The following is a 21,117-nucleotide window of genomic DNA, read 5'->3' on the forward strand; positions in this document are numbered from 1 at the left end:
AAAAGGCTGCAGGCAGACTGCCCGCTGAAAAATAGCCGGGAATTGTACCTGATGCCCGGGCGTGACGTCACCAACAGTGACCAAGAACAAAAATGCCCCGATCTCGCAATCGGGGCATTTTTTTGTTCATAAGCGCAGGATCAACCGGCTCGGCGTAACAGCCAGAACCCGGCCAAGGCGCAGATAGTGGTCGGCACCAGCACCGCGAATAACGGTGAGAAACCGAAAACCAGGCTCGACGGCCCCAGCAAATCCTGGGCGATACGGAAGGTAAAGCCCACCAGTACGCCTGTGAATACACGCTGACCGAGGGTTACCGAACGCAGCGGGCCGAAGATAAAGGAGATCGCCATCAGCACCAGGGCGGCCGTCACTACCGGTTGCAATACCTTGACCCAGAACGCCAGCCAGTAGCGGCCGTTGTTCAGGCCCTGATCCTTGAGGTAGTGGATATAGCCCCACAAACCGGTGATCGGCAGGCTTTCCGGGATCATGATCACGGTATTGAGCAGTTGCGGGCTCAAGGCAATGTCCCAACGCTCTGTCGGCACATTGATCACTTCAGTGCTGGCCTGGGTGCCCATGCCAACATTACGAAAGTAAGTGGTGGTCACGTCGGTCAACTGCCAGTGATCCTGGCCGAACTGTGCGCGCTTGGCAAAGCTGGACGACAACATGTGCCGTTCTTTATCAAAGTGATAACGGGTGACACCAATCAGCAAGCCGCCAGGCTGTACGGCGTTGATGTGGATAAATTCATCACCCTGGCGGTGCCAGAGGCCGTGCCTGGAGCTCTGGGCATCACCCGAGCCCTGGGCCAGGGCGCGATTGGCCTGACCCAGCGCTTCAGCAGGTGGCGCCACATACTCACCGACCAGGACGCTGGCCAGCACCAACACCAGCATCGGCTTCATAACCGCCCAGACGATGCGACCGATGGAAACACCCGCCGCGCGCATGATGGTCAGCTCGCTGTTGCTGGCCAGGCTACCGAGGCCGATCAGGCAACCGATCAGCGCGGCCATCGGCATCATGTCGTAGAGACGACGAGGCGCCGTCAGCGCCACATAGCTCAGCACGTCAGTCACAGTGTAGGTGTCGCTGACACTGCCGACTTCGTCGATAAAGGCGAACAACGACGCCAGTCCCAGAATAATCCCCAGTACCGCGAGGATTGCGATCAGTACGCTGCTACCTATGTAGCGGTCGAGCTTAACCACGAGCCAACTCCTTCATGCTGCGGCGACTCGCCATCTTCAACCGCAACGGTTCCCAATAAAGCAGCAACAGCCCAATCGCCAGGAAGATTCCGTGAACCCACCACAAGCCCAGGGTCGGCGACAGCTTGCCTTTCTCCAGGGAGCCACGGGCGGAAATCAGGATCGTCAGGTAAGCCATGTACAGCAAGATCGCCGGCAACAGCTTGAGGAAGCGCCCTTGGCGCGGATTGACGCGCGACAGCGGCACGGCCATCAGGGTCACGATAAACACCAGTAGCGGCAACGACAGGCGCCATTGAAGCTCGGCGGTGGCCCGCAGCTCCTTATTGCCGATCAGGTCGAGGGTCGGGATGGCGTCGCGGTCGGTGACTTCGCTGCTGATATCCGGCTTGGCCAGCATCACGCCGTAGGTGTCGTACTTAATGGCGCGATAAGTCGCCTGGCCAGGGTTACCGTCGTAGCGATAGCCGTTTTCCAGAATCAAGTAGCGACTGCCGTCTGGGCGCACTTCCTGGCGGCCCGAGTCAGCTACCAGCACAGAAATACCACGGTCTTTCTTGTCCTGGCTCAGGCGCTTCTCGGAAATGAATACGCCACCCAGGTTCGCGCGATCGTCGCTCAACGTCTCGGTATAGGTCACCCGAGTACCATCGTTGAGCGCCTGGAAGCGACCCGGTACCAAGGTGTCGAACTCGGTCATGGCGTCCTGTTTATTGAGCAGCAACTGGAACTGCATGGCGCCCTGGGGGGCCAGGCTCAGGCTCAGCCAGGCCACCACCAAAGCGACGCCGGTGGCCGGGACCATGGTCATGGCCAGCAGACGCTGCTGGCTCATGCCGGTGGCCGAGAGCACGGTCATCTCGCTTTCCAGATACAGCCGGCCATAGGCCAGCAGAATCCCGAGAAACAGGCCCAACGGCAAAATCAGCTGCAGGAAACCCGGCAAGCGAAAGCCCATGATCAGGAACAGCGAGCCCGGATCAAGGGCGCCCGAGGCAGCCTGGGCCAGGTATTTAACGAAGCGACCACTCATGATGATGACCAGCAATACCGCGCTTACGGCACTCAGGGTCAACATGACTTCGCGGGACAGATAACGGAAGACGATCAAACCAGACACTCCAGGGTTGTCAGGCTAAGGCGGCCAAACAAGCAAGTATAACGAGTCGACCCATTGGCACGGGCCGGCTAAAAAGATGACGCATTATCATGGGATTGTCCGCGCCTGTCACTGCACATGCTCAAGCAGGCGCACAAAGCTGCCGGCAAGGGTTGTCAGGCGAAGACCGCGAGGTTCAAACTGCGGCCTTTGTCGCAGGCGGCCTACAGGCCGCCAAGCTTATAAGCCGGAGTACAGACTCCAGGCTCACTGACCTTTATAAGGGACCCGAAAATGGAACTGGTTGTAAAAAGCGTTAGCCCCGAAACGTTGAAAACCGCCACCCTCGTGGTCGCCGTCGGCGAAGGCCGCAAGCTTGGCGCTGCCGGCAAACAACTGGACGAACTGAGCGGTGGCGCCATCAGCGCCGTGCTCAAGCGCGGCGACCTGGCCGGCAAGGTCGGCCAGTGTCTGTTGCTGCAGAGCCTGCCTAACCTCAAAGCCGACCGCGTATTGCTGGTGGGCGTGGGCAAGGACGCCGAACTGGGCGACCGTCCGTTCCGCAAGGTCATCAGCGCCATTCTCAATACCCTCAAGGGCCTGGGCGGCAGCGATGCAGCACTGGCACTGGACGAAATCGTGGTCAAGGGCCGCGACAGCTACGGCAAGACCCGTCTGCTGGCAGAAACCCTGTTGGACGGCGAATACGTCTTCGATCAGTTCAAGAGCCAGAAAACCGAACCCCGTGCCCTGAAGAAAGTCACCCTGCTGACCATCAAGGCCGCCCAGGCGGAAGTTGAACGCGCCGTGACCCACGCCCAGGCCATCGCCGGCGGCATGGCGTTTACCCGTGACCTGGGTAACCTGCCACCGAACATCTGCCACCCAACCTTCCTCGGCGAACAAGCCAAGGCGCTGGGCAAGGAATTCAAGGGCCTGAAAGTCGAAGTCCTCGATGAGAAGAAGATCAAGGAACTGGGCATGGGCTCGTTCTACGCCGTGGGCCAGGGCAGCGACCAGCCGCCACGCCTGATCGTGATGCAATACAACGGCGGCAAGAAATCCGAGAAGCCGTACGCCCTGGTGGGTAAAGGCATCACCTTCGACACCGGTGGCATCAGCCTCAAGCCTGGCCTGGGCATGGACGAGATGAAGTACGACATGGGCGGCGCCGCCAGTGTCTTCGGTACCCTGCGCGCCGTGCTCGAACTCAAGCTGCCGATCAACCTGGTGTGCATCCTGGCCTGCGCCGAGAACATGCCAAGCGGCGGCGCAGCGCGTCCGGGCGACATCGTCACCACCTTGAGCGGCCAGACCGTGGAAATCCTCAACACCGACGCCGAAGGCCGCCTGGTGCTGTGCGACGCCCTGACCTACGCCGAACGCTTCAAGCCACAAGCGGTGATCGACATCGCCACCCTGACCGGTGCGTGCATCGTTGCCCTGGGCTCCCACACTTCGGGCCTGCTGGGCAATAGCGACGAATTGATCGAGCAACTGCTCAGCGCCGGCAAGCAAGCCGACGACCGCGCCTGGCAGTTGCCGCTGTTCGATGAGTACCAGGAGCAGCTGGACAGCCCGTTCGCCGACATCGCCAACATCGGCGGCCCAAAAGCCGGCACCATCACGGCAGCCTGCTTCCTGTCGCGCTTTGCCAAGAACTTCAACTGGGCCCACCTGGACATCGCGGGCACGGCCTGGACAAGCGGTGGCAAGGACAAGGGCGCCACTGGCCGTCCGGTGCCCCTGCTGACCCAATACCTGCTGGATCGCGCCAAGGCCTAAGCCCTGGAGAGCGAGTTTGCTCCGGGCGGCGCTCCGACGAAGATCGTCAACGATGACGCGGGCATTCTGAATGCACGCGGCGCCCTCAGGCTTTTCGCGAGCAAGCTCGCTCCTACAATTCCCGGGTCGGCTCCATACTAGCCGGCCAGGGTTCAGGAACCGCAATGACCCAAGTCGACTTCTATATCCTGCCCAGCGCCGATCCTTCGGCACGCCTGGACTTTGCCTGCAAACTCACCGAAAAAGCCTGGCGCATGGGCCACCGCATTTACCTGCATTGCATCGATGCCGCCCAGCGTGATGACCTTGACGCCCGCCTGTGGCGCTTCAAGGGCGAAAGCTTCGTGCCTCATGGGCCCGCCGAATCAGAGCCCGATGGCCTGGTAGTACTTGGCTTGGGAGATAGCTGCGGCGATCATCATGACCTGTTGGTCAACCTGGACCTGAAAGTACCGGCCTTCGCCAAGGGTTTCGCCCGTGTGGCAGAAGTGGTGGTGGAAGACCCAGCTATTCGTCAGGCCGCGCGGGAGAGTTTCCGCTTCTATCGCGAACAGGGCTATTCTCTGCAAGATCACCGGTTACAGCGACTCTGAGCACACGATGGACACTCCAAACCCGCTAAAAACGTCTGACCATCTGCTGGATGACCTTGAGTCGATCCGCCAGTTGCTCGGTGAAGACAATCTGCAGCCGCCGCTTTTGACTGATGCCGTCACTGGCGACGTACAAATTCCCCTGTTGCTCGATATGGTCGGTGGCAAACCTGTCGCGCCAGAGCCTGTCGAAACGCCTGCTGTACAAGCGGTACCCGAACCTGCTGCCGAAAAAACGCCCGACGCCCTTCTGCTGCACCTGGACAACGAACTGCGCGCCGCGGCGCAGTTGATCATGCAGGACGTGATCGACGACTTCGCCCCGCATATCGAAACCGAGATCAAGCGTCGGCTGGATGCGCGAATGGAGCGGTTGCTCAGCCAGTATCAAAATTAAGCAGTTCCCCTGGAGCGAGCTTGCTCCTGCGGCGTTCCGACGAAGGTCGTGAACGATAACGCGGGCGTTCAGAATGAACGCGCCGCCCTCAGGTTTTTCGTGAGCAAGCTCGCTCCTACCCCTCTCCCCTATCCCCCGTTATACTTGTCGGCTTTCCTGAATAAATGCCAACTAGGGTCCCGCCGCGCATGGATAAGACCTACCAGCCGCACGCTATTGAAACTTCCTGGTACAAGACCTGGGAGTCCGAGAACTATTTCGCTCCGCAAGGCGCGGGCGATGCCTACACCATCATGATTCCGCCACCGAACGTCACTGGCAGCCTGCACATGGGCCATGGCTTCAACAATGCGATCATGGATGCGTTGATCCGCTTCCGCCGTATGCAGGGCCGCAACACCCTGTGGCAACCGGGCACCGACCACGCCGGCATCGCCACCCAGATGCTGGTGGAACGCCAACTGGAAGCCGCAGGCCAGAGCCGTCACGACCTGGGCCGCGAAAAATTCCTGGAAAAAATCTGGGAATGGAAAGATCAATCCGGCGGCAACATCAGCCGTCAAATTCGTCGCTTGGGTTCGTCCGTCGACTGGAGCCGCGAGCGCTTCACCATGGACGACGGCCTGTCGGAATCTGTGAAAGAAGCCTTCGTGCGCCTGCATGAAGACGGCCTGATCTACCGCGGCAAGCGCCTGGTCAACTGGGACACCAAGCTGCACACGGCGATTTCCGACCTTGAAGTGGAAAACCACGACGAGAAAGGTTTCCTGTGGAACCTCAAGTATCCGCTGGCCGACGGCGCCAAGACCGCCGAAGGCAACGACTACCTGATCGTCGCTACCACTCGTCCGGAAACCATGCTCGGCGACGCCGCCGTGGCCGTGAACCCGCAAGACGAACGCTATAAAGCACTGATCGGCAAGTTCATCGACCTGCCTTTGGTTGGCCGTCGCATCCCGATCATTGCTGACGACTACTGCGACCCAGAATTCGGCACCGGCTGCGTGAAAATCACCCCGGCCCACGATTTCAACGACTATGAAGTCGGCAAGCGCCACAACCTGCCGCTGCTGAACATCTTCGACAAAAACGCCGCTGTACTACCGGCCTGTCAGGTGTTCAACCTCGACGGCAAACTAAACGAAAGCATCGACGGCAAGATCCCGGCCCAATACGCCGGCCTCGACCGTTTTGAAGCGCGCAAGCAGATAGTTGCAGCCTTCGAAGCAGCGGGCCTGCTGGTCAGCGTCGACGACCACGGCCTGAAAGTGCCAAAAGGCGACCGCTCCGGCACCATCATCGAGCCTTGGCTGACCGACCAGTGGTATGTCTCCACCAAGCCTCTGGCTGAACCTGCGATTGCGGCAGTGGAAGACGGCCGTATTGTGTTCGTGCCTAAACAGTACGAAAACATGTACTTCTCGTGGATGCGTGACATCCAGGATTGGTGCATCAGCCGCCAGCTGTGGTGGGGCCACCGCATTCCGGCCTGGTACGACGAGTCGGGCAAGGTCTACGTCGGCCGCGACGAAGCCGAAGTGCGGGCCAAGCACAACCTCGGCCCGGACATTGCGCTGCAACAGGACAACGACGTACTGGACACCTGGTTCAGTTCGGGCTTGTGGACCTTCTCCACCCTGGGCTGGCCGCAGCAGACCGAGTTCCTGAAAAAATTCCACTCCACCGACGTGCTGGTTACCGGCTTCGACATCATTTTCTTCTGGGTCGCCCGGATGATCATGCTCACCATGCACTTGGTGAAGAACGAAGACGGCACGCCGCAAGTACCGTTCAAGACCGTGTACGTCCACGGCCTGGTACGCGACGGCCAGGGCCAGAAGATGTCCAAGTCCAAGGGCAACGTCCTTGACCCACTGGACATCATCGACGGCATCGACCTGGAAACCCTGGTGCAAAAACGCACCTCGGGCCTGATGCAGCCAAAACTGGCGAAAAAGATCGAAAAGCAGACCCGCGACGAGTTCGCCGACGGCATTGCCAGCTACGGCACCGACGCTCTGCGCTTTACCTTCTGCTCGCTGGCGTCCACCGGTCGCGACATCAAGTTCGACATGGGCCGCGTCGAAGGCTATCGCAACTTCTGCAACAAGATCTGGAACGCCGCCCGCTACGTACTGGATAAAGGCGAAGACTGTGGACAGAACGGCGAAGAAGTCGAGCTGTCCCTGGCGGATCGCTGGATCATCTCCCAGCTGCAGCGCACCGAAGCCGAAGTGACCCGCCAACTCGACCAGTTTCGCTTCGACCTGGCCGCCCAGGCCTTGTACGAGTTCATCTGGAACCAGTATTGCGACTGGTACCTGGAGCTGTCCAAGCCAGTGCTGTGGGACGAGAACGCGCCAATCGAACGTCAGCGTGGCACCCGTCGCACCCTGGTGCGCGTTCTGGAAGTGGCACTGCGCCTGGCCCATCCGTTCATGCCGTTCATCACCGAGGAAATCTGGCAGCGCCTGGCGCCGCTGGCTGGCATCGAAGGCAAGACCATCATGCTGCAACCTTGGCCGGTGGCCAACGAAGCGCGCATTGATCAGGCGGCTGAAGACGATATCGAATGGCTCAAGACGCTGATGCTCGGCACCCGCAACATTCGCGCCGAGATGAGCATTGGTCCTGGCAAGCCGCTGACCTTGTTCCTGAAGAACGTCAGTGCCGAAGATCAGCGTCGCCTCACCGAGAACGATGCACTGCTCAAGAAGCTGGCCAAGCTGGAATCGATCACCGTATTAGCGGCTGGCGTCGAAGCACCGCTGTCGGCTACCGCACTGGTAGGCGAGATGGAAGTGCTGGTGCCCATGGCCGGCCTGATCGACAAAGCGGCTGAGCTGGCGCGCCTGGACAAGGAAATCCTGCGTCTGCAAGGCGAAGTGCAGCGGGTTGGCGGCAAGTTGTCCAATGCTGCCTTCGTTGATAAGGCTCCGGCTGAAGTCATCGACAAGGAACGCGCCAAGCTGGCCGAAGCCGAACAGGCGTTGGGCAAGTTGGCGGAACAACATGCGCGGATTTCCAGCCTGTAAGGTGGAGCCCGTGTAAAAAAAAGACCTTCGGGTCTCTTTTTTTTGGCCCGGCAGAACACCGATATTTCCTGTTGAAAACCCGATCAATGTGGGAGCAGGCTCCCACATTTGACCGAAATCGACCCTGGAATGTGTGACAATACCCGCCACTCTTGAAGCAAACCCAGAATCGACGCAGCCATGACCACCCCCAGCACACCCAAAGCACCGCGCAAGAAGCCTAAACCCGTAACCCCGGCCAAGGCCGTCGTTCCACGGGAAAAGGCCAGCCTGCACCCGCGTAACCGCCACCAGGGCCGTTACGACTTCCCGGCGCTAATCAAGACCACGCCAGAACTGGCCAAGTTCGTGATCCTCAACCCCTACGGCAAGGAAAGCATCGACTTCGCCAGCCCAGATGCGGTGCGGGTGTTCAACCGGGCGTTGCTCAAGTCCTTCTATGGCGTCAATCACTGGGATATCCCGGCTGATTACCTGTGCCCACCGGTTCCTGGGCGTGCCGACTACGTACACTTCCTGGCCGACCTGCTGGCCAGCGTCAACGAGGGCGTGATCCCCCGTGGCGCGCCGGTCAAGGTGCTGGACATCGGCATGGGCGCCAACTGTGTCTACCCGTTGATCGGCTATAGCGATTACCGCTGGCACTTCCTCGGTTCGGAAGTCGACCCGACAGCCGTGGCCGCTGCCAAGGCCATTGTGCAGTCCAACGGGCTGAACAAGTCCATCCAACTGCGCCTGCAAAGCAACCCCAAGCACATCCTGCTGGGCCTGCTGGAGCCGGGCGAGCGCTTTGACCTGACCATGTGCAACCCGCCGTTCCATGCCTCCATGGATGAAGCGACCAAAGGCAGCGAGCGCAAATGGCGCGCCCTGGGCCGGGCCGACCCGAAACGCAAACTGCCTGTGCTCAATTTCGGCGGCCAATCGGCCGAATTGTGGTGTGAAGGCGGCGAAGCACGGTTTGTCACGCAGTTGATCGCCGAGAGCGCGAACTTCCAGCAAAAGGTGTTGTGGTTCAGCACCCTGGTATCAAAAGCATCCAACCTGCCAGCAATCCAGACCGCGCTGAAAAAGGCCGGAGTGCTGGAAAGCCAGGTGGTGGAAATGTCTCAGGGGCAGAAACAGAGCCGCTTCGTTGCCTGGACCTTCCAGACCAAATCCGAGCAGCAGACCTGGCGTCAGCGCTGGGCCCGTAAAGACTAAACCCAAGGAGCAAGGGCTCCGCGCTTCTCCGGAATGCCCGCGCTATCCTGGCGTTTTTCACGAGCAAGAACTAGGCGTCCCCCTCGCGTCTACAGTTAAAACAAAATCGCAGGCAACAAAAAACCGTGCCCGGATCGCTCCGGAGCACGGTTTTTTTTGCTGCGTCTTACTTGTTGATCGAGTCGGTCAGGCCTTTGGCCACAACCAGCTTGATAACTTTCTTTGCAGCGATTTCGATGGCAGCGCCAGTCGAAGGGTTACGGCCAGTACGGGCAGGACGCTCGGTCACTTTCAATTTGCCAACGCCTGGCAGAGTGATTTCGCCGCCGTTTTCCAGCTGGTCAGCAACGATCTGGCTCAGTTGGTCCAGAAGTGCGCGCACGGTAGTTTTCGGTGCGTCTACAGCTTCAGCCAGATCAGCGATCAGTTGGTCTTTAGTAATAGCCATTGTGGTGTTCCTTCCCTATCAAATTCATGTGGATTGCAGAGTGCAGTGTCAGCCATCGAGCCCGACCGTAAGGCCTGGCACCCGAGGCTATAACCACGAAGATCGGGGTTATAGATGCCTGAAACGGGGTTTGGTTCGACCTGACAAATGCTGAATGCACGCTTAACGCCGAGACATCGCGTAAGACGGGGCAAAACTAGCACAGAGACGGGGAAATATCCGCCTCTACCTACCCATTTGGTCAGCTTTATCGTTCTAAATCGTGAAAAAAACACATATGGGTCGTCGGACGACTCCCGAAGTACCCTTCGGACACCGCCGCGACCAGCGGGTGCGGTACACTGGCGACTTTTTCCGGGAGGCCAACCACTCCCACTCAACCAGCCGAGAAGCCTATGCCGATCCGTCATTGCATCGTCCACCTGATCGACAAAAAACCCGACGGCACCCCTGCAATTCTCCACGCCCGCGACTCCGAGCTTGCCGAGTCGGCTGCCATCGAGAACATGCTTGCCGACCTCAACGAGAGCTATAACGCCAAACAAGGCAAGGCCTGGGGGTTTTTCCATGCCGAGTCGGGCGCGCACCCGTTCAGCGGCTGGTTGAAGGAATATTTCGACGGTGGCCTGGATTTCACTGCGTTCAGCCGCGTGGCGGTCGAGCATCTGCAAAAGCTGATGGAAGAGTCCAACCTTTCCGTCGGCGGCCATGTGCTGTTTGCCCACTATCAACAAGGCATGACCGACTACCTTGCCATCGCCCTGCTGCACCATAGTGAAGGCGTGGCGGTGACCGATGAGCTGGACGTGACGCCCTCGCGCCACCTGGACCTGGGCCAACTGCACCTCGCTGCGCGGATCAACGTGTCCGAGTGGCAGAACAACAAGCAGTCCAAGCAATACATCTCCTTTATCAAGGGCAAGAACGGCAAAAAGGTCTCGGAGTACTTCCGCGACTTTATCGGCTGCCAGGAAGGTATCGACGGCCCGGGCGAGACCCGCACCCTGCTCAAGGCCTTCAGCGACTTCGTTGAAAGCGAAGACCTGCCGGACGAATCCGCTCGCGAGAAAACCAAGACCTTGGTGAACTACGCCAGCAGCCAGGCCAAGCTTGGCGAGCCCATGGGCCTGGAAGAACTGTCGGGGCTGATTGACGAAGAACGGCCGAAAGCCTTCTACGATCACATCCGCAACAAGGATTACGGCTTGTCGCCGGAAATCCCGGCCGACAAACGCACCCTTAACCAGTTCCGCCGCTTCACCGGGCGCGCCGAAGGCCTGTCCATCAGCTTTGAAGCGCACCTGCTGGGCGACAAGATCGAATACGACGAAGCCGCTGGCACCCTGATCATCAAGGGCCTGCCGACCCAGTTGACTGACCAGCTCAAGCGCCGTAACTGATGCTGGGTGGTGCGCTGAAGAAAGTTCTGCTGGTGTTGCTGGTGGTTGTGGTTTTCCAGAACTGGGGCAAGATCGAGCGGGTATTCAACCCATCGCAGGTAGTGTCAGAGCAGGTCAGGGTCAACGCCAAGGTGGTGTTGTACGCCACCGACTGGTGCGGCTACTGCAAGCAGACACAACGTTTTCTCGATCAGAAGGGCATTCCCTACAAGGTCGTCGATATCGAAAAGGACGCCCAGGCGCGCAAGGCCTATGAGGCCCTGGGCGGTGGTGGGATTCCGTTTGTGGACGTGAATGGCACGCTGATTCGCGATTACAACCCGGATGCGATCATGGCGGCGCTCAAATAACCAGAGCCGCACACGGATTTGTCTGAGAGCTGGCTTGCCTGCGATGGCCGTTGGTATCTACACCTCTCTTGAGGTTGTTGATGCTGATATTTTGGGGCAGGTTTGAGTACATATCCGTTGCTGCGGTAACGGCGGCTTAGGGTTACCCCCTGGCCCAGCGCGGCTAAACCGGCATCCTTGCCGGTTTACCCACTGCGCAATACCTGCGTTCGGCCTCTGGTTTTATGGGCAGGCAGATCCAGAGCCTGATCAAAAGCAGAGCAAAAGCTAGTGCCGGGGTCGATCCGCTTCTCTGTAGGAGCGAGCTTGCTCGCGAAGAACCTGAGGGCACCGCATTCATCCAGGAAGCCCATGTCATCGTTAACGACCATCGTCGGAACGCCGCCCGGAGCAAGCTCGCTCCTACAGTGGGCAGTGGGCATGGGATCTGCTCTTGCTTTTCACCACTCAGGTCGGCTACCAGGCCGCCGTGCTTTTGCTTTTGATCTAAGGCGCCCCGTTAAACCACGCTGGCTGAACGCAGGCATTGATCCGTGGGTAAACCGGCAGGACGCCGGTTTAGCCGCGCTGGGCCAAGGATGGCCCATCGCGGCGGCCCACGGAGCAATGCCGCAGAGAAGGCATGCCGAGCCTAAGCGAGGCACCGAGTGGTGGGGCAAGAGCGCTTTGGTTACTTTCGTCTGGGCCGGCATTCCGGCTTTTCGAAAGTGACACGCCGTAAGGGCGTAACCCTAATCAGCCCCAACCAAAATAACGGATATGTACCCACCCAGCCCAACCCAACCTATTGCCCACAACCCCAGAATCCTGTCCGCAACAATACATAGATCCCTATGCGACGACCCGACAAGCCAGCGCCTACATTAAACCGCCTGCCTACTGAGCCTGAATGCGAAACCCGAATCGTGGAAAGTGCACATGCACTGTGCCGCCACGCTCATCGGTACGGCGCAGGATCAACGCCTCGCGACCGGCGAACATCAACTCACCCGCCACAGGGTCGACGCCATAGTCGGTCGCAGCGATGGTTACCTGCTGGCCGGCCTTGAAGCCATTCGGCTCTTCGAACAACTCATCCGGCAATGCTGCTGGCGTGGCGTTTCGTGCCACCTCCAGGGCTTGCTCGGCGCTCATTTCAGTCGCCGAACCATGGCCAAACCCCATGACCCGTGCATGCCAGGTAGATACGGCGGGATAAACGTCGACCAGAGGCGATGTCACGGCCGTCGCTTTGAGAAACCACAACGGATGCGCCATGGCGAAGTCGGCAATCGACGGTTCGCCAAACAGGAAGTCCCCCTGCTCACGCTGCAACTGTTGCTCCAGGCGCGCCATAATGGCTGGCCATTGATGGCGCGCCTGCTCGGCAGGCACACGGACGGCCGCGCCACCGGAGAACAACGCGGTCCGGTCGGCGACAAATGCCTTGACCGCTTCCGGCGGTAACTTGGCAAAGCGCACCGCCACCGACTCAGGTTGGAACACCAGGCTGACGGCATGGGCGAACACCACCGAATCGACCCAGGCAGCAAAGGTCTGGGTAATCATCTCCTGGCCTTCAGGAAAGAGCGCCGGGGTGGCTTTTGCCTGTTCCAGGCGCTGGGCAATCATCGCGGTATCGCAGTAAATATCGGCCCCAACCTGCAACACCGGGGTTTTGCGGTAGCCACCGGTCAGGGCGGTCAGATCGGGCTTGGGCATCACTGGCGAGATATGCACCGACCGCCAGGAAAGGCCTTTGAAGCCCAGCATCAGACGAGTTTTTTCCGCGAATGGGGATGCCGGGTAATGGTGAAGAATCAACTCAGACATGCTGGAATCCGCTAAACGAGTGGACTTGCAGCTTAGCGTGAGAAAACCAGACAGCCTACCCATCTGCCTGATGGGAACTTATCAGTCAAATTGATAAGCCACTGGCCGCCAGGCATTCCTTGGCGCTTTTTTTCAGCTTTTTGATCAGCCGCTCCTGACGCAGGGCTTCGCTCTTGCTGGAACAAACCTCGGTGTAGACCAGCGCCACCGCCGGGCTGGAGAGAAAAAACCGTGCGCCCTTGCCGCTCTGATGCGAGGCAAAGCGGCGCAGCGGATCATTGCTGATCCCGCAATACAGCGAGCCATTGGCTGCGCGCACCAAGTAGACGAACCACGTTTTGGGCGCTGCTGGCTCAACTTCAGCACAGGTAGAAGGACTATTCACAGACTGTTCTGGCAAACGAAAAGAGCGCCAATCTTATCAACGACTGGCCTGGAACGCCTTCAACCCTTTCAACGCCTGGGCACGCACCGCATTGCGCACCAGCGGCGTCCAACCCAGCAGCAGGCCCTTGGTACCGAGAGCCTGGCGGGACCAGCGCCACAAGTCGAAGTGATCGTGGTGTTCGCAGATCTTGCCATCGCGAAAGACAAAGCGCGCCTGGATGACGTTGACCACTGTATTGCCGGTCTGGCTGAACAGATACGTCGCCACCCAATGGGCGCTACCGGTGATTTCATCACTATGTACCCCGTCGAAGGTCAGGGAAAAATCCTTGGCCCGTGTGGTCAGCATGCGCCACATATCCCCTGCATCTCGCCCGCACAACTCGCCAAATGCCGGATCGCTGAACACCACATCATCGGTGTAGCAAGCGCTCATGGCCTCAGCATCCAACCGCTGCAAAGCGCTGTAGAACTCAGTGATCAGGGCGTTATGGGCGTCGCTCATGGGCAGGCTCCGAAAGGGTGGCGGCTACGTAAGATAGTGCGCAAGCACCTGGAACACTATCGGCATTTATGGCGGGAATGCCGCGGGTAAGGCCATAAGGCACCATGCCGCAACTGCGAGCATAGGCGCCACTGGAAGTGGTCTATCTGTAGGTTCAGAGCTTCTCGCTGGTGACTTGCACATACAACGCACGCCCGGCGCCGAGGCCCGCAATGATCGCACCGAGACCGATCACCGCGAAAATCCAGCCCACGGCCGCCCAGCCGCCGGTCCAGTCATGCACCAGGCCGACCGCGAAGGGGCCGAGGGACGCCAGGGTGTAGCCAAATCCCTGGGCCATGCTCGACAAGTTGGCCGCCACGTGGGAGTCCCGCGAGCGCAGCACAATCAAAGTCAGCGCCAGGCTGAACGTACCACCCTGCCCCAGGCCCAGCAGAATCGCCCAGCCCCACAAACCGTCCAGCGGTGCATACAGGCAACCGAACAGGCCGCCGAGGGTCAGCAGCATCACCACCACGATAGCCAGGCGCTGGTCCTTGCCGCGCGTAGCCAACCAAGGCGCCGCCAGGGAGCTGGCCAGTTGCACGAGCACCGAACCTGAAAGCACCAGGCCTGCCTGGGTCGCCGTCAAGCCACGACCGATCAGGATCGACGGCAACCAGCCAAATACGATGTAGGCCAGGGACGATTGCAGCCCCATGTACAACGTCACCTGCCAGGCCAGCGGATCACGCAGCAAGCCGCGCACGCGATAGGCCACGTGGTGGGCGCCGTGTTTCTGGCCAACCTGGGGCAGCCAGAACAGTGCAGCCACCAACGCCGGAAGAATCCAGAAACCCAGGCCGATGGCCCAGCTATCACCAAAATACTGGCTCAACGGCACAGTGGCACCGGCCGCCAGCGCCGCCCCCAGGCACAGGGCCATGGTGTAGACGCCAGTCATGGTTCCCGCCTGCTTGGCGAAGTCACGCTTGACGATACCGGGCAATAGCACGCCGATGATGCCGATGCTGGCGCCGGCCAGCAGGCTGCCAGCAAACAATCCGACTTCGCCGAAGGAACTGCGCAGGATGATGCCGCAAGCCAGGGTCAGCAAAATCCCCAACACCACCCGCTCGGCACCAAAACGCCGGGCGAGGATTGGCGCCAGCGGCGCGAACAGCCCCAGGCACAACACCGGCAAAGTGGTCAGCAGACCAGCCTTGGCCGCCGACAGGCCGAGGCTGACGGACACTTCGCTGAGCAAGGGCGACATGCTCGACAACGCCGGACGCAAGTTCAGCGCCACCAGGATCAAGCCCAGCAGCAACAGCCAGGGGCGACTCACCAGCGGATGATTGTGCTGAACCTCGTCATCATCGGCTTCGGCATCGATCAGCAGCTCTTCCAGCTCGGCCTTGCGCGGGGTATTTTCAGGCCGGAGCTTTTCTGTACGGCGCTTTTCTGTACTGAACATGATGTTCTCGGCTTCAAGGTTCATTGATCAACTGCCGGCAAAGGGCCTTGGCACGTTCCGGGTCCTGTTGCTCCACCGCATCGAGCAGCTCGGCATGCAGGTCGAACACCGATTGGCGGCGAGGTTTGATATTGAGGGTTTGGCGCAACTGGGCGCCGACGATGCTGGAGAAGTACTGGTACAGCTCGCTCAAGGCGGGGTTGTGGGCGGCGTCCACCAGGCGTTTGTGGAACACCAGATCGCAGCTGATGTAGTGCTCCAGATCGCCGTGGTAATGCTCGCCGCTGGCGCTTAATGCCAGGCGCAGGGCGTGTAGGTCTTCATCGGTACGGCGTAGCGCAGCCAGGCCTATGGCTTCGACTTCGAGAATCTGCCGCGTCTCCTGGGCCTGGGCCAGAGAGCAGTGGGACAAGGCTTTCATCGCCCCCAGCGGGTCGGTCATTGAGCGCAGGTAACTGCCATCGCCCTGGCGAATCTCGATCAACCCGCAAAACGCCAGCACGCGCATGGCCTCGCGCACGGTATTGCGGCTGATGCCCAGTTCGGCGGACAGCTCGGGTTCGGTAGGCAGGCGCTCGCCGATCGCCCATTTCCCCTGGTTGATACGCTGGCGCAGTTGCTCCAGGGCCTGATCAACCAGGGAGCGTTTTATCAGTGGAGCAATGTCTGTCATAGGATTCGCCTTTCATCCAATCATAGGATGAATTTCCCTGCATGGTAGTCAGACTTACCTACAAGGGCAACGTACTAGGGTTGTTTACGTGACAACGCCATGACGGGTTTCAAGGGTCGCTGCGCAACCATTAGCGTCAAAGGCATGGAGCGGCGTATCGATGATCTTTCTGGCGGGGAATTCCAGAAGTGCGGGGAACCTTCAAATACACCGAGCACAAGGAACATGAAAACCTCACGGTTTCCTGAGCCCCAAACAATAAACCCGGCACTAGGCCGGGTTTACTTTTAAGTATCATCCACAGATCAATGCAGAATCTGGCTCAAGAACAACTTGGTCCGATCATTCTGCGGATTATCGAAGAAGTCATTCGGCGCCGCCTGTTCAACGATCTCACCCTTGTCCATGAAGATCACCCGGTTCGCCACAGTACGGGCAAAGCCCATCTCGTGGGTTACGCAGAGCATGGTCATGCCGTCTTCAGCCAGGCCGATCATGGTGTCCAGCACCTCTTTCACCATTTCCGGATCGAGTGCCGACGTCGGCTCATCGAACAGCATGATTTTCGGCTTCATGCACAGCGCCCGGGCAATCGCCACGCGCTGTTGCTGGCCGCCGGACAGTTGCCCCGGGAACTTGTAGGCCTGCTCCGGAATGCGCACGCGCTCCAGGTAATGCATGGCAATTTCTTCAGCCTTGCGCTTGGGCATCTTGCGCACCCACATCGGCGCCAGCGTGCAGTTTTGCAGGATGGTCAGGTGCGGGAACAGGTTGAAGTGCTGGAACACCATGCCGACTTCACGGCGGACCGTTTCGATCTGCTTGAGGTCGTTGGTCAGCTCCACGCCATCGACCACGATGCGGCCTTGCTGGTGTTCTTCCAGGCGGTTAAGGCAGCGGATGGTGGTGGACTTGCCGGAACCCGACGGGCCACACAGCACGATACGCTCGCCCTGCTTGACGTTGAGATTGATATCTTTCAACACATGGAACTGGCCGTACCACTTGTTGACGCCCTGCATCTGGATAATGCCTTCAGGGCTTGCAGGCTGTTTGATCGCTTCGCTCATCACTTAATTCCTAAATTAGGTACAGCCTTAGCGCTTGTGGCCTGTGTCCAGCTTGTGTTCCAAATGAATGGAATAGCGAGACATACCAAAACAGAAAATCCAGAACACCAGGGCCGCGAACACGTAGCCTTCGGTGGCCATCCCCAACCATTTCGGGTCAGCGGCGGCTTGCTTGACGCTGTTGAGCAAGTCGAACAGGCCGATGATGATCACCAGGCTCGTGTCCTTGAACAGCGCAATGAAGGTGTTGACGATGCCCGGAATCACCATCTTCAACGCCTGGGGCAAGATCACCAGGCCCATGCTGCGCCAGTAGCCCAGGCCCATCGCCGCAGCCGCTTCGTACTGACCCTTGGGAATCGCCTGTAAACCACCGCGCACTACTTCAGCGACATAGGCCGACTGGAACAGGATCACGCCGATCAAGGCCCGCAGCAACTTGTCGATGCCCATGCCTTCAGGCAGGAACAGCGGCAACATCACCGAAGACATGAACAGCACGGTGATCAATGGCACGCCGCGCCAGAACTCGATGAAGGTCACGCAGACCACCCGAATCGCCGGCATGTTCGAGCGTCGCCCCAACGCCAGCAGGATGCCCAACGGCAAGGCCCCGGCGATACCGACGGTGGCGATCACCAGAGTCAGCATCAGGCCGCCCCATTGGCTGGTCGCCACGTTGGTCAGGCCGAAGATCCCGCCATGCAGCAGGAAGTAGGCAATGATCGGATACAGCACCAAAAAACTCAGGCCGTAGACTGCCTTGCGTTGAAAGCGCGAGATAAACAGCGGCGCCACGCCAACGATGGCCAGCCACACAGTCATGTCCACACGCCAGCGCAACTCGCTGGGGTAGTAGCCGTACATGAACTGCCCGAAGCGCTGTTGGATAAACACCCAGCAGGCGCCCTCCTTGGTGCAGTCGGCGCGGGTAGTACCGACCCAGTTAGCGTCGATGATTGCCCAGCTGAGAATCGGTGGCACCACCAGGTAGATCAGGTAGAACGCCAACAGCGTCAGCAGGCTATTGAGCCAGCTGGAAAACATGTTGGCGCGTATCCACGCCATCGGCCCGAAAACTTTGCTCGGTGGCGGCATATCGGGTTTGAAAGTATGCGTACTCATGGGCGTTTCCTCACCGCTCGATCAGCGCAATGCGCTTGTTGTACCAGTTCATCAGCAGGGAAATGCTGATGCTGATCGCCAAGTACACGCTCATGGTGATAGCAATGACTTCGATGGCCTGGCCGGTCTGGTTGAGCACCGTGCCGGCAAACAACGAAACCATTTCCGGGTAACCGATACCGGCCGCCAGAGACGAGTTTTTCGCCAGGTTCAGGTATTGGCTGGTCAGCGGCGGAATGATCACCCGCAACGCTTGCGGAATGATGACTTTGCGCAACGTTGGGCCAGGGCGCAGGCCCAGGGAGCGGGCTGCTTCGGTCTGGCCGTGGCTGACCGACTTGATCCCGGAGCGCACGATCTCGGCGATAAACGCCGCGGTGTACACCGTCAGGGCCAGGGTCAGCGCCAGCAGTTCTGGAATCAACACCCAGCCGCCAACGAAGTTGAAGCCCTTGAGTTCCGGCATTTCCCAATGCACCGGTGCACCGAACAACAACGCGCACAATGCAGGCATCACCAGGATCAGGCCCAGGCCCACCCAGAACTTGTGGAACGGCACGCCAGTGGCTTCAAAGCGCTTGTTGGCCCAGCGGGTCATCAGCACGATGGCGATGATCGCCACCACAACGCTGACCACGAACGGCCAGAATCCGTCCGCCGCAATGGCGGCCGGCATGTTCAGGCCACGACTGCTGACAAAGAAGGTGTCACCGAAGTTATGACTGTTACGCGGCCCCGGCATGGTCAGGAACACCGCGAAGTACCAGAACAGGATTTGCAGCAGCGGCGGGATGTTGCGGAACACTTCCACATACACAGTCGCCAGTTTGCTGATGATCCAGTTCGGCGACAGCCGCGCCACACCAATAATGAAACCGAGGAGGGTCGCCAGGACCACGCCGATAACGGTCACCAGCAAGGTGTTGAGCAGGCCGATCACAAAGACCCGGGCGTAGCTGTCCGATTCCGTGTAGTCGATCAGATGCTGAGCGATGCCGAAGCCGGCACTGCGCTCAAGGAAGTCAAAACCCGAGGTAATGCCCCGGTGCTGAAGGTTGGTTTGCGTGTTGTTGAACAGGTACCAGCCCAGCGAGACCACCGCGACAATGGTGATGATCTGAAATAGCCACGCACGCACTTTTGGATCGCTGAAGCTGAGCTTCTGCTTTGGTGCGCCGATTTGATTTTGCATGAAGTGCCCCAGAAATAATGGTACAGAACATCACCCGGCGGTTGGCCCACCGGGTGATAGAACCATCAGCGATCAGCGCACAGGTGGTGCGTATTGAATGCCGCCGTTGTTCCACAGCGCGTTCAAGCCACGGTCGATAGCCAGAGGGGTGTTCTTGCCCAGGTTCTTCTCGAACACTTCGCCGTAGTTACCCACTTGCTTGACGATCTGCACGACCCAGTCCTTGCGAACCTTCAGGTCCTTGCCGTATTCACCGTCGGCGCCCAGCAGACGAGCGACGTCAGGGTTCTTGGTGGATTTGGCTTCGGCTTCAACGTTTTTCGAAGTGATACCGGCTTCTTCGGCGTTGAGCATGGCGAACAGGGTCCACTTGACGATGCTGAACCACTCTTCGTCGCCTTTACGCACGACCGGGCCCAGAGGCTCCTTGGAGATGGTTTCCGGCAGAACCACGTAGTCGCCAGGGGACGCCAGCTTGCTGCGTTGTGCGTAGAGCTGGGATTTGTCCGAGGTCAACACGTCGCAACGACCGGATTCCAGCGACTTGGCGCTTTCGTCGGAGGTGTCGAAGGTGATCGGGGTGTACTTGAGGTTGTTGCCACGGAAGTAGTCGGAAACGTTCAGCTCAGTGGTGGTACCGGCCTGGATGCAGATGGTCGCGCCGTCCAGTTCCTTGGCACTTTTCACGCCCAGCTTGTTGTTTACCAGGAAGCCGATGCCGTCGTAGTAAGTCACGCCAGCGAACACCAGGCCCATGCCCGAATCCCGGGAACTGGTCCAGGTGGTATTACGCGACAACACGTCAACTTCGCCGGACTGAAGCGCGGTGAAACGCTCCTTGGCATTCAACTGGCTGAATTTGACCTTGGTTGCGTCGCCGAAAACGGCAGCGGCCACGGCACGGCAAATGTCAGCGTCGATCCCGAGGATCTTGCCGCTGGCATCCGGTACCGAGAAGCCCGGCAAACCGTCGCTCACGCCACATTGCACAAAGCCTTTCTTCTGCACGGCATCCAGAGTGGCGCCGGCCTGGGCGAAACCACTGACACCCAATACGGCGGCCGCGGTCACGATGGCCAGGGTGGATTTCAATACCTTCATTCAAACCTCCAGTTTGCTCTTGTTGTGTCGGAGCTTGAGCCCTGCCGCACCCTTTTGAGGCGAAATCGACCCGTGTTGGCTTTTTTTGGGGTCAAACGGCATCAGGCTGTCGCTATAAGTCCAGTAGGAGAAAGTCCATCAATGGATCGTCTTGCCCTCACTAAACAGCCGAACGGGCGATAGCCCTTTCATGTTTGCGAAGCCCGTAACAGGCAGTGGCAAACGTCCATCAATGGTCTTGCTATCCCCCATACGGTTGTGACTGA

Annotated in this window: 19 protein-coding genes; 7 read left to right on the plus strand and 12 right to left on the minus strand. The window is 59.3% G+C overall.

Features of this window, described 5'->3' with window-relative positions; genetic code table 11:
• Nucleotides 1–140: 140 nt before the first annotated feature.
• Together lptG and lptF are read right to left on the minus strand one after the other, a co-directional pair.
• Nucleotides 141–1,220 (minus strand): LPS export ABC transporter permease LptG, encoded by a 1,080-nt coding sequence (gene lptG, locus AAEZ06_RS00585; RefSeq protein WP_149410989.1) that lies wholly within the window; start codon nt 1,218–1,220, stop codon nt 141–143.
• Complete coding sequence (lptF, locus tag AAEZ06_RS00590) at nt 1,213–2,331, minus strand: LPS export ABC transporter permease LptF (protein ID WP_149410988.1); 1,119 nt, start codon at nt 2,329–2,331, stop codon at nt 1,213–1,215. The genes lptG and lptF overlap by 8 nt, the downstream gene beginning before the upstream one ends.
• A 282-nt stretch (nt 2,332–2,613) precedes the next feature.
• Between lptF and AAEZ06_RS00595 the strand changes: the two genes are divergently transcribed.
• From AAEZ06_RS00595 to rlmF, 5 genes are all read left to right on the plus strand, one after another.
• Complete coding sequence (locus tag AAEZ06_RS00595) at nt 2,614–4,104, plus strand: leucyl aminopeptidase (protein ID WP_350612444.1); 1,491 nt, start codon at nt 2,614–2,616, stop codon at nt 4,102–4,104.
• Nucleotides 4,105–4,268: 164 nt separating this feature from the next.
• Nucleotides 4,269–4,697: a DNA polymerase III subunit chi gene (locus AAEZ06_RS00600; protein WP_149410986.1), complete on the plus strand. Its 429-nt coding sequence runs from the start codon at nt 4,269–4,271 to the stop codon at nt 4,695–4,697.
• A 7-nt stretch (nt 4,698–4,704) separates the two neighbouring features.
• Entirely contained in the window at nt 4,705–5,094 is a 390-nt protein-coding gene (locus tag AAEZ06_RS00605; RefSeq protein WP_149410985.1) for a DNA polymerase III subunit chi, read from the plus strand.
• Between the two features lie 188 nt (nt 5,095–5,282).
• The gene (locus AAEZ06_RS00610) at nt 5,283–8,129 is read left to right on the plus strand and encodes a valine--tRNA ligase (RefSeq protein WP_350612447.1); all 2,847 of its coding nucleotides are present in this window, start codon (nt 5,283–5,285) and stop codon (nt 8,127–8,129) included.
• A 180-nt stretch (nt 8,130–8,309) separates the two neighbouring features.
• Complete coding sequence (gene rlmF / locus AAEZ06_RS00615; RefSeq protein WP_350612449.1) at nt 8,310–9,332, plus strand: 23S rRNA (adenine(1618)-N(6))-methyltransferase RlmF; 1,023 nt, start codon at nt 8,310–8,312, stop codon at nt 9,330–9,332.
• 166 nt (nt 9,333–9,498) lie between these two features.
• Here rlmF and AAEZ06_RS00620 read toward each other — a convergent pair whose 3' ends face one another.
• Entirely contained in the window at nt 9,499–9,780 is a 282-nt protein-coding gene (locus AAEZ06_RS00620) for an HU family DNA-binding protein (RefSeq protein WP_133099761.1), read from the minus strand.
• Nucleotides 9,781–10,175: 395 nt separating this feature from the next.
• Here AAEZ06_RS00620 and yejK point away from each other — a divergent pair, with 395 nt between their 5' ends.
• Together yejK and AAEZ06_RS00630 are read left to right on the plus strand one after the other, a co-directional pair.
• The gene (gene yejK, locus AAEZ06_RS00625; protein ID WP_149410982.1) at nt 10,176–11,180 is read left to right on the plus strand and encodes a nucleoid-associated protein YejK; all 1,005 of its coding nucleotides are present in this window, start codon (nt 10,176–10,178) and stop codon (nt 11,178–11,180) included.
• On the plus strand, nt 11,180–11,530 hold the full coding sequence (locus AAEZ06_RS00630) for a glutaredoxin family protein (RefSeq protein ID WP_149410981.1): 351 nt from the start codon (nt 11,180–11,182) through the stop codon (nt 11,528–11,530). Before yejK ends, AAEZ06_RS00630 begins: the two co-directional genes overlap by 1 nt.
• Nucleotides 11,531–12,406: 876 nt before the next feature.
• Here the strand turns inward: AAEZ06_RS00630 and AAEZ06_RS00635 are convergent.
• The 9 genes from AAEZ06_RS00635 to AAEZ06_RS00680 all read right to left on the minus strand — a co-directional run bounded on the left by AAEZ06_RS00635 (nt 12,407) and on the right by AAEZ06_RS00680 (nt 20,851).
• Nucleotides 12,407–13,342 (minus strand): glutathione S-transferase family protein, encoded by a 936-nt coding sequence (locus tag AAEZ06_RS00635; RefSeq protein ID WP_149410980.1) that lies wholly within the window; start codon nt 13,340–13,342, stop codon nt 12,407–12,409.
• Nucleotides 13,343–13,427: 85 nt separating this feature from the next.
• A complete protein-coding gene (locus AAEZ06_RS00640; protein ID WP_149410979.1) occupies nt 13,428–13,727 on the minus strand; it encodes a GIY-YIG nuclease family protein in 300 nt (99 codons plus the stop codon).
• Nucleotides 13,728–13,763: 36 nt separating this feature from the next.
• Nucleotides 13,764–14,234, minus strand: a complete 471-nt coding sequence (locus AAEZ06_RS00645; protein WP_149410978.1) for a nuclear transport factor 2 family protein — start codon at nt 14,232–14,234, stop codon at nt 13,764–13,766.
• 154 nt (nt 14,235–14,388) lie between these two features.
• Nucleotides 14,389–15,714 carry a CynX/NimT family MFS transporter gene (locus AAEZ06_RS00650; RefSeq protein WP_350612452.1) on the minus strand — a complete coding sequence of 442 codons (1,326 nt, stop codon included), beginning with the start codon at nt 15,712–15,714 and terminating at the stop codon, nt 14,389–14,391.
• Nucleotides 15,704–16,363 (minus strand): FadR/GntR family transcriptional regulator, encoded by a 660-nt coding sequence (locus AAEZ06_RS00655; protein ID WP_149410976.1) that lies wholly within the window; start codon nt 16,361–16,363, stop codon nt 15,704–15,706. Before AAEZ06_RS00655 ends, AAEZ06_RS00650 begins: the two co-directional genes overlap by 11 nt.
• Nucleotides 16,364–16,668: 305 nt before the next feature.
• The gene (locus AAEZ06_RS00665) at nt 16,669–17,433 is read right to left on the minus strand and encodes an amino acid ABC transporter ATP-binding protein (protein WP_350612455.1); all 765 of its coding nucleotides are present in this window, start codon (nt 17,431–17,433) and stop codon (nt 16,669–16,671) included.
• 27 nt (nt 17,434–17,460) lie between these two features.
• The gene (locus tag AAEZ06_RS00670) at nt 17,461–18,558 is read right to left on the minus strand and encodes an amino acid ABC transporter permease (RefSeq protein ID WP_350612457.1); all 1,098 of its coding nucleotides are present in this window, start codon (nt 18,556–18,558) and stop codon (nt 17,461–17,463) included.
• Between the two features lie 10 nt (nt 18,559–18,568).
• Nucleotides 18,569–19,750: an amino acid ABC transporter permease gene (locus AAEZ06_RS00675; protein ID WP_149410974.1), complete on the minus strand. Its 1,182-nt coding sequence runs from the start codon at nt 19,748–19,750 to the stop codon at nt 18,569–18,571.
• 72 nt (nt 19,751–19,822) lie between these two features.
• A complete protein-coding gene (locus AAEZ06_RS00680) occupies nt 19,823–20,851 on the minus strand; it encodes an amino acid ABC transporter substrate-binding protein (protein WP_133099771.1) in 1,029 nt (342 codons plus the stop codon).
• Nucleotides 20,852–21,117: the final 266 nt, after the last annotated feature.

This window comes from Pseudomonas sp. HY7a-MNA-CIBAN-0227 (genome assembly GCF_040310325.1).
Taxonomy (GTDB): Bacteria; Pseudomonadota; Gammaproteobacteria; order Pseudomonadales; family Pseudomonadaceae; genus Aquipseudomonas.

Excerpts from the sequence above, each read along its gene's own strand:
- AAEZ06_RS00620 (WP_133099761.1), bottom strand. The coding sequence starts at position 9,780 with ATGGCTATTACTAAAGACCAACTGATCGCTGATCTGGCTGAAGCTGTA.
- AAEZ06_RS00670 (WP_350612457.1), bottom strand. The coding sequence starts at position 18,558 with ATGAGTACGCATACTTTCAAACCCGATATGCCGCCACCGAGCAAAGTT.
- AAEZ06_RS00680 (WP_133099771.1), bottom strand. The coding sequence starts at position 20,851 with ATGAAGGTATTGAAATCCACCCTGGCCATCGTGACCGCGGCCGCCGTA.
- AAEZ06_RS00600 (WP_149410986.1), top strand. The coding sequence starts at position 4,269 with ATGACCCAAGTCGACTTCTATATCCTGCCCAGCGCCGATCCTTCGGCA.
- AAEZ06_RS00630 (WP_149410981.1), top strand. The coding sequence starts at position 11,180 with ATGCTGGGTGGTGCGCTGAAGAAAGTTCTGCTGGTGTTGCTGGTGGTT.
- AAEZ06_RS00675 (WP_149410974.1), bottom strand. The coding sequence starts at position 19,750 with ATGCAAAATCAAATCGGCGCACCAAAGCAGAAGCTCAGCTTCAGCGAT.
- AAEZ06_RS00655 (WP_149410976.1), bottom strand. The coding sequence starts at position 16,363 with ATGACAGACATTGCTCCACTGATAAAACGCTCCCTGGTTGATCAGGCC.
- yejK (WP_149410982.1), top strand. The coding sequence starts at position 10,176 with ATGCCGATCCGTCATTGCATCGTCCACCTGATCGACAAAAAACCCGAC.
- AAEZ06_RS00610 (WP_350612447.1), top strand. The coding sequence starts at position 5,283 with ATGGATAAGACCTACCAGCCGCACGCTATTGAAACTTCCTGGTACAAG.
- rlmF (WP_350612449.1), top strand. The coding sequence starts at position 8,310 with ATGACCACCCCCAGCACACCCAAAGCACCGCGCAAGAAGCCTAAACCC.
- AAEZ06_RS00595 (WP_350612444.1), top strand. The coding sequence starts at position 2,614 with ATGGAACTGGTTGTAAAAAGCGTTAGCCCCGAAACGTTGAAAACCGCC.
- AAEZ06_RS00645 (WP_149410978.1), bottom strand. The coding sequence starts at position 14,234 with ATGAGCGACGCCCATAACGCCCTGATCACTGAGTTCTACAGCGCTTTG.
- AAEZ06_RS00650 (WP_350612452.1), bottom strand. The coding sequence starts at position 15,714 with ATGAACCTTGAAGCCGAGAACATCATGTTCAGTACAGAAAAGCGCCGT.
- AAEZ06_RS00605 (WP_149410985.1), top strand. The coding sequence starts at position 4,705 with ATGGACACTCCAAACCCGCTAAAAACGTCTGACCATCTGCTGGATGAC.
- AAEZ06_RS00665 (WP_350612455.1), bottom strand. The coding sequence starts at position 17,433 with ATGAGCGAAGCGATCAAACAGCCTGCAAGCCCTGAAGGCATTATCCAG.
- AAEZ06_RS00635 (WP_149410980.1), bottom strand. The coding sequence starts at position 13,342 with ATGTCTGAGTTGATTCTTCACCATTACCCGGCATCCCCATTCGCGGAA.